The sequence below is a fragment of the Ferrovum myxofaciens genome, from assembly GCF_000735045.1.
Lineage (GTDB): Bacteria > Pseudomonadota > Gammaproteobacteria > Burkholderiales > Ferrovaceae > Ferrovum > Ferrovum myxofaciens.
Map to the genome: position 1 here is coordinate 1 of NZ_JPOQ01000129.1, position 2,726 is coordinate 2,726.

Annotated in this window: 4 protein-coding genes; all 4 read right to left on the reverse strand. The window is 56.6% G+C overall.

Annotated elements, in window-relative coordinates; translation table 11 throughout:
* Window positions 1-148: 148 nt before the first annotated feature.
* Window positions 149-568: a type II toxin-antitoxin system HicB family antitoxin gene (locus tag IV91_RS0111600; protein WP_197456530.1), complete on the reverse strand. Its 420-nt coding sequence runs from the start codon at window positions 566-568 to the stop codon at window positions 149-151.
* A 13-nt stretch (window positions 569-581) separates the two neighbouring features.
* A complete protein-coding gene (locus tag IV91_RS0111605) occupies window positions 582-758 on the reverse strand; it encodes a type II toxin-antitoxin system HicA family toxin (protein ID WP_031598568.1) in 177 nt (58 codons plus the stop codon).
* A gap of 179 nt (window positions 759-937) precedes the next feature.
* The gene (locus IV91_RS0111610; protein ID WP_031598570.1) at window positions 938-2,188 is read right to left on the reverse strand and encodes a type II toxin-antitoxin system HipA family toxin; all 1,251 of its coding nucleotides are present in this window, start codon (window positions 2,186-2,188) and stop codon (window positions 938-940) included.
* A complete protein-coding gene (locus IV91_RS0111615) occupies window positions 2,178-2,510 on the reverse strand; it encodes a helix-turn-helix domain-containing protein (RefSeq protein ID WP_031598571.1) in 333 nt (110 codons plus the stop codon). The genes IV91_RS0111610 and IV91_RS0111615 overlap by 11 nt, the downstream gene beginning before the upstream one ends.
* Window positions 2,511-2,726 lie beyond the last annotated feature (216 nt).

The window sequence follows — 2,726 nt, forward strand, 5'->3', positions numbered from 1 at the left end:
TACTGGTTAAAAATCATGCATGCCCAGTGACGAATCCGCGCGACGCGGATGCGCTGGCCTAACCGAGCAGCACGCCCGGAGACATGCAGTGGAATGGTGAAGTTGCTCATGATTTTTGGCTTACATACACTTAACGACCATGACAGTGTCAGGCAATCTGCACGTAAACGTGTTTGCCGAGCACGTTGGCAGCAGCCTCGATCTGGTCGAGTTTTGAAGCATGACGCAAATCGAACAAGCGATCAACTTGCGGCATATGCCATCCCAAGCGGCGGGCGAGTTCCGCCTTCTTGATCCCCTGATCGGTCATCGCTTGGTAAACGCCCAGCTTGGCACATTCCAGCGCCGATGGTCGCACGGTCTTTTGTCCAGCCGCCGACTGACTGGCGACGGGTAGCGATTTGCGAGCATCGACATAAAACGACAAGCCCGTTTCCAGCGCATCGATTGCGTTCAGCAGGGCTTCATCCTCATCGGCACCGAAGGTGATGGCTTCGGGCACATCGGCAAATGTAACTAGCATGGTGCCGTCATCGGGGGTCAAGGTCACGGGGTAGTCGAACATCATTTTCTCCTTCACTTCACAAACCAAGCTGTCGTCTAATCGCGGCTTCCAGCCCTTTACCAAGTTCGGCGGTACCGTGCATGGGGAGGGAAGACTGCTTGCCATTCAGAAACACCTTCAGGTGCGAGCCTTTACCGGGCTGGAAAGTCGCGCCCTGTTGCTCTAGCCATTTCTTCATCTGCTTGGAGTTCATGTGCGAAGCCTAACAGAAGTGTTGTGTTTGTCAAGTGGAATACGACACTTCTATTGTTTTTCGCGGTTCCTGATTATGTCTCTATCTCAGTGCGCACCATCAGTTTCTTTCCAGAACAATGAGTTGCACACATGAGCGCCACGGAAAGTCTTGGCACCATCGCTGCCAGGTTGCGGGCCTCAACTTTCAAAAAAGAAGCACTCAGGCAAGATGGCCGGAGCGATGTAGTCTGCGTCTTGGGCAGACACGCCACATGCGAAGAAGCTCTCGCGCCACTGACGCGCGACTGCCACGATCTGGTGGATTTCCCTGCGGGCCTCTTCGGCTGACAACCCGAAACGACCTGACTGCGATAGCAAGTTGTAGACACTGGCCGTGCGGCCGTAGTTGCCCACGGTCAGTGCCAAGTCGCGTCGCTCCAGGCTAACCACAGGTGAGGGCACCAGGTCGTAGGCGGGCGATAGGCGCCATCCCTTTGGCCGGCGCAGCAACGCGTGGTTTCGCGGGTGATCATCGTTGTTGGTCACTGCGGCGTTGAAGACCATGCGCCGGAACAGTTCAGCGCAATCGGCTTCGGGCTTGTCAGACCAGCGACGCAGGTTGTCGGCCAGCAGCGGATAGGACCAGCGTTCACGGTTCAGATAGTTGTCGTCGCAGTCGAGTACTGTGAGACCACTGACCAGTCCAAAGCGCAGATAGCCCTTGTCCGTGTGTTCACGATCGAAGCGCTGCAGCATCAACACATCGCTGTCGCCGACCGCCTGCAGGCGTGCCTGCGTGACGTTCAGGCCGCAGCGGCGTGCGAGGTCGAGAGTGGCGTACTCGATGCGCTGCAAGTTGCAGCGATCATCTTTGGCGGGAAACTTGCCCAGCCACAGACACTGCGCATCCTCGATGGTGGCTTTGGGTCGAGCACCACCCATGCTGGTGCCGGGATCGAGTTGCTCCAGCAGATGTGCGGGCACCGGCTTTCCGTCTTCGATGGCTTGAGTTGCGGCAATCAATTCGGCAATCTGGTGGGTGCGGTTGTACGGGCGCTTGGGGGCGGGTGGTTCGACCTTGAGGCCAAAGCTCAAATAGCCAGCGCCATCCTGCGGGCCATGCAGCAGGTAGTCGATTTCATGTAAATCGCCGACAGCGCATTCGAGTTTGTACTCGATGACCCGCCGTCCCCAAGCGTCTGGACTCGCATCGCGCAGCGCACCGGGAATACCCTTGAGTTGGGTGAACTCATGGACGGTTTTATCCAGCGGCAGTCGGTACGGGTCGAGTGCAACCGCTTCGGCACGCTGGAGATAACGATCGCCATAGCGAAAGCGGCCAATCTGCGTGCCGTCGGGCAAGGTCTGCACTTTCAGCAGCGCCGCCGGCACTGTATCCAGGGTGCCGGGGAGTTGGACGTAGACGTAGGCTTCGCGTTCAGAAGTCATAGTCGTTGCTGATCTTGCGTGGCTTGCCCACGCGGGTAGGACGACGCGAGGCTTCGAGCGCCTTGCCGTGAACATCGGTGTCGGGGTCGGCCACGGCGTCCAGAGATTTTTCCAGACCGAGCGCCCACAGCACGGTGAAGCAGACGCCAATGGCTGTACCGGGCTTGCCGAGTTCCAGTGCCGTGAGCGTATTGCGGTTGATTCCTGCTTTACTGGCAAGGTCCACCACTGACCAGCCGCGACGAATCCGCGCGATTCGGATGCGCTGGCCTAACTGAGCAGCACGCCCGGAGACATGCAGTGGAATGGTGAAGTTGCTCATGATTTTTGGCTTACATACACTTAACGACCATCATAATAGGCAAGTTATGGTAATCCCGCAAGATTAATAAAGCCTATTTGATTAAAATAACTGAACTTTAGACATTCGCGGGTTTTTCCAAATACCGAAGGCACCCATCTGCGCGATAAATATTTTCAAAAAAAATGCAAAAAACACTTGACATGAAATCCGATTTGCGAGGTCGCTGCGCTACCC